Below are 6528 nucleotides of genomic sequence, written 5' to 3' on the forward strand. Positions count from 1 at the left end.
ATCTCCACCTTGCCGGATGCTTTCGCCGGCAGCCGCAGGAAGGACAGGATGATGGCGCCGACGGCGGCCAGCGGCAGGATGGACACGAACGAACCGGCAAACATGACCGGCGCCAGCGATTCGCGGGTGAAGATGACAATCTGCGGCCCGAGGATAGCGGTGACGATGCCGCCGGCCAGCACGAAGGAGATGGCGCGCGCCTTGAATTCCGGCGGTGCGTTGTCAGCGGCGGCGAAGCGGAACTGCTGGACGAAGGCGCCGCCGACACCGATCGTGAGCAAGCCAAAGGCAAACAGCCAGAAGCTCCCTTGAAAAAGCGCAAGCGTGGCGACGAGGCCGCCAAGCGCCGTGACGATCGTTCCGGTCATGAAGCCGCCGCGCTGGCCCATTCTGCGGATGATGGCCGCTGCAGGCAGCGCGCCGAGCGCCACGCCGATGTTGAAGCCGGTGATCGGCGCTGTCGCCAATGATTTGTCGGGGCCAAGCAGATATTGCCCGGCCAGCGCGCCCACGGAGATGGCGATGGGGGCCGCCGAGCCGATGATCGCCTGCGATGCGGCCAGGATCAGCGCCGTGCGGCGCGCCTCGCTGCCTGCCTCGACGGCGATTGCCGTCATGATGCGTCCTTGCCGCGCCCCTCGCCACGCACCCGGCGTGACACACGGTCGAGCACGGCATTGACCAGCTTCGGCTCGTCTTCCTCGTAGAAGGCCTTGGCGATGTCGACATATTCGGAGACGATGACGGCGACCGGGACATCCTCGCGCTTCATCAGTTCGTAGACGCCGGCGCGCAGGATGGCGCGCAGCGTCGAATCGAGCCGCGACAGCGGCCAGTCCTCGGTCAGCGCCTGGCGGATGATCGGATCGATGGTCTTCTGGTTCTCGACGACACCCGCCAGGATAGCGCGAAACCATTGCGCATCGGCCTCGCGATAGAGCGCGCCGTCGACTTCCTTGCCAAGGCGAAACGCCTCGTACTCGGCGGTGATCTCGAAGACACCGCTGCCGGCGACATCCATCTGATAGAGCGCCTGCACGGCGGCCAGACGGGCAGCGCCGCGCTTGTTGGCGTGGCGCATCGCGGGCTGCCCGGGCGAAGCGGGTTCGCTCACGATCGCGCTCCCAATTGTTCCTTGAGGGCAATCATGGTCAGCGCCGCACGCGCGGCAAAGCCGCCCTTGTCGCCTTCCGAGCGCTTGGCGCGAGTCCAGGCCTGGGCGTCATTCTCGGTGGTGAGGATGCCGTTGCCGATGCAGACCGAGTCCTGCACGCTCAAATCCATGAGCGCGCGGCTGGATTCATTGGCGACAATGTCGAAATGATAGGTGTCGCCGCGGACGACGGTGCCGAGCGCGACAAAGCCATCATAATGTGTGCCGCCTTCCGTCGCGCCGTCCAGTGCAAAGGTGATCACCGCGGGGATCTCCAGCGAACCTGGAACGGTGACGACGTCATAAGTCGCGCCCGCCTCATCGAGCGCGCTTGTCGCGCCATCGAGCAGCGCGTCGGCAAGGTCGTCATGAAAGCGCGCTTCGACAATGAGCAGATGCGCCTTCGCCTTCGGACGAATGAAGGCTTTGCCGTGTTGGGATGTACCAGCCATAAAAGTCTCCGGGGAGTTGCCGGTGACTTAGGCCGAAGCCGGGTTCATCGCAAGCGGAAGATTGCTGGATGGACTCCTGTCCTATCGATCCTCTCGCGTATGCCACAGGCGCAACACAGAAATTGTCGTGTTCTGTATCTCGTAACGAATTTCGTAGCTGCCTACCAAAATGCGACGCACTTCTCGTGGTTCGAACTCTTCCAGTCTCTCACCGATGCGCGGATATTCGACCAACCGTGCCGGCGCGGCAATAAGCGACTGCACGGCACGTGCGGCCGCCGGGCCATTTGCTAGCACGAGAAAATCATGTAGCCGGACCAAGTCGGACAAAGCCTTGTTGGTCCATTTCAACTCCATCAACGAGGCACCGGCAGTGGCTTGTCGGTACCAAGACTCTCAGCCCACGCCTGCACGGCCTGGTGATCGATGACCCGTCCTGCGTCGACATCGGCCATTGCTTCAAGCGTGAGCCGTCGGCGCTCCTCCTCCAAATCCACCCACGCGGAAAGAGCTTGTTTGACGATCCAGCCGCGTGGGCGCTCAAGGCGGGCAGCCAGTTGATCTACCTTTTCAGCCAGCGGCAGCGGAACGTGAGCGGTGATTACTTTTGTATCCATCAGAGCCTCACAATCAGATCTAATCATAGCGATTAAAACTGATTAAGTCGAGGCCAGCAGCACTTAAAGCCCCTCTTTCGTCGCCTCGACCAGCCGCGCCGCATAACGCGCCATGGTGTCGATCTCGAGATTGACGCGGTCGCCGACCTTGCGCTCGCCCCAGGTGGTCACGGTCAGCGAGTGGTGGATCAAAAGCACGTCGAAGCGCGCGCCTTCGATCTTGTTGACGGTGAGCGAGGTGCCGTCGAGCGCGACCGATCCCTTGGGCGCAATGAACTTCGCCAGGTCGCGCGGCGCCTCCAGCGTGAAGCGCACGGCATCGCCCTCATCCTTGCGCTCGATGATCTCGGCCATGCCGTCGACATGGCCCGAAACGATGTGGCCGCCGAGTTCGTCGCCGATCTTCAGCGCCTGCTCCAGATTGACTTTGGTGCCGGATTTCCAGCCCGAGGCCGTGGTCAGCCGCAAGGCTTCCTCCCATGCTTCAACCTCGAACCAGCGTGCATTCGAAACGCTGTCGGGCAAGGCCGTGACCGTCAGGCAGACGCCGCCGCAGGAGATCGAGGCGCCGATGGCGATGGTCTGCGGGTCATAGGCTGTGTCGATGCGGAGCCCCACCCCTTCCCTGAGCGGCTTGACGGACGCGACAGTGCCGACATCGGTGACAATTCCGGTAAACATCGGTGTTGATCCCTAAAGGTCTCTTATCCACTCGGCGTAGCTGTCTTCGCCAAAGCGCATGTCGCGCAATTTGCGAAATCCTGCCGGGATATGGTCGGCGTCGATCGGCGATGCAATGCCGTCGTCGCCGATTGCATCCGGTCCCTGGAACAGCACGATGCGGTCGACCAGCCCGTCGGCCAGGAAAGCGCTCGCCACCCTGGCGCCGCCCTCGACCAGCACGCTGGCCATGCCGAGCGCGGCCAGGTCCTCAAGTAATTCCGGCAAGGCTACGCCGCCCTCGTGCGTCTCGGTGCCGATGAAGCGCACGCCGGCGCGTTCGAGTGCTGCGCGCCGCAGCGGATCGGCCTCCAGGCAGGCGGCGATATAGAGCGGTACCCGGTCGACGCCCGAAACCAGCTTCGAGGCCTCCGGCAACCTGAGCTGGCGGTCGAGCACGATGCGGGCAGGCGAACGGTTCTCAAGCCCCGGCAAACGCACCGTCAGGGCCGGATCATCCTCAAGGGCGGTGCCGATACCAACCAGTATGGCGTCCGCCTCAGCCCGCATCAGATACACTTCTCGGCGCGCGATATCGCCGGTGATCGACACCTGCCCGTCACCTTCCCTGCCGATCTTGCCGTCGCTGGAAAGCGCAAGCTTGAGAATCACTTCCGGGCGTTTTCTCAACGATCGAATCAAATAGCCGGCCATCTGCTCGGCAGCTTCCGCCGCCAGCACCTTCTCGACCACCTCGACACCGGCCGCGTGCAGGATCGCATAACCCTTGCCGGACACGCGCGAATCGGGATCGCTGGCGGCACCGACGACCCGCGCAACGCCCGCATTGACCAGCGCATTGGCGCAAGGTGGCGTGCGGCCGTGGTGGGCGCAAGGTTCCAGCGTGACGTAGGCGGTGGCGCCGCGCGCGAGGTCGCCGGCCTCGGCCAGGGCCTCGGTCTCGGCATGCGGACGGCCGCCGACAGCGGTGACGCCGGTGCCGACGATCATCGGACCATTGCCGTCATCGCGTACGATCAGCGTACCGACAGACGGGTTGGTCGCGGTGCGCCCGGCATTTTTTCGCGACAGTCTGAGTGCCGCCGCCATGAAGCGGCGATCAAGGGCGGCCTGTTCGCTTGCAGTCATGCTCAGCTGGCTTCCTCTTCACCCTTGACTTCGTCGCCCTTGAGCTCGCCCAGCAATTCATGGAAATCCTTGGCCTCGCGAAAATTGCGGTAGACCGAGGCGAAACGGACATAGGCGACATCGTCGAGCGACTTCAGTGCTTCCATGACCAGGCGGCCGACTTCTCCCGAAGCAACCTCTGTCTCGCCGGAACTTTCGAGCTGGCGCACGATGCCTGTCACCGCGCGGTCGATACGCTCGGGATCGACATTGCGCTTGCGCACGGCGATCTCCACCGAGCGCAACAGCTTGTCGCGGTCGAAGGGCACTTTGCGGCCCGATTTCTTGACCACGACGAGGTCGCGCAACTGCACGCGCTCGAAGGTGGTGAAACGGCCGCCGCAATCGGGGCAGACGCGCCGCCTGCGGATCGCCGCGCCATCCTCGGCGGGGCGCGAATCCTTCACCTGCGTATCTTCCGACTGGCAATAGGGACAGCGCATGGAGAAGCCTTTGGTTGGCGAATCTGGTGAAGCGAAAGGCTTAGAGGTTTTTGCAGCGATGGCAAAGTGTCGCCAACAGCTCCCTCGCCCTTCAGAGATAGCGAGGCGCAAGCAGGATTGCCAGCCTCGCCAGCAGCCGCACAGCGTACCGATGTCTTCAGGGAGCAACGTCGGCGGTCGGAAACCCGCACGATGCGCCGAGACTACGATAGGCCTTGGTGAAGCCGTCCATGGATATGCTTCCAACCGGCGCATCGCCGAAGGAGACGTCAAGCACCGATGCCCGGCGCATGGCGCGCAGGAGCGCCAGGCTGGTCTTGGACTGGTTGTCGACGGTCCAGCTGAGCCGGCCGTTGACGGCGCCATCGGAATGGAGCTTGGCAGTGACGCGGCCCTTGTCGTCGCCGAAAGTGGCGGCAACCGACTTGCCGGCCGGCAAGGCCTTGTTGTCGACGGCGATCGTTACGGACGGGTAGGCATCCGGCGGCAGTGCATCACCGTTCGTGATGATGAGCGTCAGAACGCCGCTCTCGCCGCCAGCGCCGATAAAGGCGGTCGAGGCCGCGCAGGTCTTGCGCAGATCCTCACCGGTGTCGACCTCGTCGACCAGGGTCGACCATCTGCCAAAGGTTTCGAGCTTGGGTGCCGTCTGGGCGGGCGCCGGGGGCTCGGGCTGAGGTGCGGGTTGCGCAGGAGCGGGTTGCGCGGGCGCGGCTTGAGCAGGGGCGGTTTGCGCCAAGGCGTTGCCGGGGAAAGGCCCGGCGATCAAAGCAGCCAGAGCGCCAACGGCGCCAAGGTCGGCGAAACGAAATGGTCGCATCATCAAGGCTCCTGCCGGTCGCCCCGGCCTGCTGAAACGACGCTTGTCGTTGCAGCAGGCGGCAAAACTTCCTATCGCGTCAGCCGAGATAGGGATAGAGCGGGAAGCGATCGGTCAGCGCCACGACCTTGGCCTTGACCGCTGCTTCGACGGCGGCATTGCCCTCGTCGGAATTGGCGACCTTGAGACCATCCAGCACTTCGGCGATCAGCTTGCCGATCTCCCGGAATTCGGCCTGGCCGAAGCCGCGCGTGGTGCCGGCCGGGGTGCCGAGACGCACGCCCGAGGTGACAAAAGGCTTTTCCGGGTCGAACGGAATACCGTTCTTGTTGCACGTGATGTTGGCGCGGCCCAGCGCCGCCTCGGCGCGCTTGCCGGTGGCGTTCTTCGGACGCAAATCGACCAGCATCAGATGGTTGTCTGTGCCGCCGGAGACGATGTCGAGACCGGTTTCCTTGAGGCTGGAGGCGAGCGCCTTGGCGTTGGCGGCGACGCTCTCGGCATAGACCTTGAAGCTTGGCTTCAGCGCTTCGCCGAAGGCAACCGCCTTGGCGGCGATGACATGCATAAGCGGGCCGCCCTGCAGGCCGGGGAACACCGCCGAATTCATCTTCTTGGCGATGTCCTCGTCATTGCACAGGATCATGCCGCCGCGCGGGCCGCGCAGCGACTTGTGCGTCGTGGTCGTCACGACGTGGGCATGCGGCAGCGGCGACGGATGCACGCCGCCGGCGACCAGCCCGGCGATGTGCGCCATGTCGACCATCAGATAGGCGCCGACCGCGTCGGCGATCTCGCGAAAACGCTTCCAGTCCCAGACGCGGGAATAGGCGGTGCCGCCGGCCAGGATCAGCTTCGGCTTGGTTTCATGCGCGGTCTTCTCGATGGCATCCATGTCGAGCAGATGGTCGTCCTGGCGCACGCCATAGGAGACGACCTTGAACCATTTACCGCTCATGTTGACCGGCGAACCGTGGGTCAGATGGCCGCCGGAATTGAGGTCGAGGCCCATGAACGTGTCGCCCGGCTGCAAGAGCGCCAGGAAGACGGCCTGGTTCATCTGGCTGCCGGAATTCGGCTGGACATTGGCGAAGTTGCAGCCGAACAGCTTCTTGGCGCGCTCGATGGCCAGTTCCTCGGCCACGTCGACAAACTGGCAGCCGCCGTAGTAGCGCTTGCCCGGATAGCCCTCGGC

10 protein-coding genes are annotated in these 6528 nt (G+C 64.1%); all 10 read right to left on the minus strand.

The genetic code is table 11. The annotated features are described in order from the left end of the window. Nucleotides 1–617, minus strand: a 617-nt coding sequence (locus EN990_RS31315) for an MFS transporter (RefSeq protein ID WP_127388506.1), incomplete at its 3' end; no start/stop codon positions are given. Then, nucleotides 614–1114 (minus strand): transcription antitermination factor NusB, encoded by a 501-nt coding sequence (gene nusB, locus EN990_RS31320; protein ID WP_013532244.1) that lies wholly within the window; start codon nucleotides 1112–1114, stop codon nucleotides 614–616. The genes EN990_RS31315 and nusB, both read right to left, overlap by 4 nt. Continuing rightward, entirely contained in the window at nucleotides 1111–1605 is a 495-nt protein-coding gene (gene ribH / locus EN990_RS31325) for a 6,7-dimethyl-8-ribityllumazine synthase (RefSeq protein ID WP_013532245.1), read from the minus strand. The genes nusB and ribH overlap by 4 nt, the downstream gene beginning before the upstream one ends. 81 nt (nucleotides 1606–1686) lie before the next feature. After that, nucleotides 1687–1962, minus strand: coding sequence for a type II toxin-antitoxin system RelE/ParE family toxin (locus EN990_RS31330; protein ID WP_024504679.1), 276 nt, complete (start codon nucleotides 1960–1962; stop codon nucleotides 1687–1689). Beyond that, complete coding sequence (locus EN990_RS31335; protein WP_013532247.1) at nucleotides 1962–2222, minus strand: ribbon-helix-helix domain-containing protein; 261 nt, start codon at nucleotides 2220–2222, stop codon at nucleotides 1962–1964. Before EN990_RS31335 ends, EN990_RS31330 begins: the two co-directional genes overlap by 1 nt. A gap of 63 nt (nucleotides 2223–2285) precedes the next feature. Beyond that, nucleotides 2286–2903: a riboflavin synthase gene (locus EN990_RS31340; protein ID WP_127368999.1), complete on the minus strand. Its 618-nt coding sequence runs from the start codon at nucleotides 2901–2903 to the stop codon at nucleotides 2286–2288. 12 nt (nucleotides 2904–2915) lie between these two features. Further along, the gene (ribD, locus tag EN990_RS31345; protein ID WP_127368998.1) at nucleotides 2916–4031 is read right to left on the minus strand and encodes a bifunctional diaminohydroxyphosphoribosylaminopyrimidine deaminase/5-amino-6-(5-phosphoribosylamino)uracil reductase RibD; all 1116 of its coding nucleotides are present in this window, start codon (nucleotides 4029–4031) and stop codon (nucleotides 2916–2918) included. Nucleotides 4032–4033: 2 nt separating this feature from the next. Then, nucleotides 4034–4513: a transcriptional regulator NrdR gene (gene nrdR / locus EN990_RS31350; RefSeq protein WP_013532250.1), complete on the minus strand. Its 480-nt coding sequence runs from the start codon at nucleotides 4511–4513 to the stop codon at nucleotides 4034–4036. 157 nt (nucleotides 4514–4670) lie between these two features. Further along, the gene (locus tag EN990_RS31355) at nucleotides 4671–5336 is read right to left on the minus strand and encodes a hypothetical protein (protein WP_127384576.1); all 666 of its coding nucleotides are present in this window, start codon (nucleotides 5334–5336) and stop codon (nucleotides 4671–4673) included. Nucleotides 5337–5412: 76 nt separating this feature from the next. After that, nucleotides 5413–6528: serine hydroxymethyltransferase (glyA, locus tag EN990_RS31360; protein WP_245469227.1), on the minus strand; the 1116-nt coding region annotated here is incomplete at its 5' end.

This window comes from Mesorhizobium sp. M7A.F.Ca.US.005.03.1.1 (assembly GCF_003997975.1).
In the GTDB taxonomy this organism is placed as follows: Bacteria; Pseudomonadota; Alphaproteobacteria; order Rhizobiales; family Rhizobiaceae; genus Mesorhizobium; species Mesorhizobium ciceri.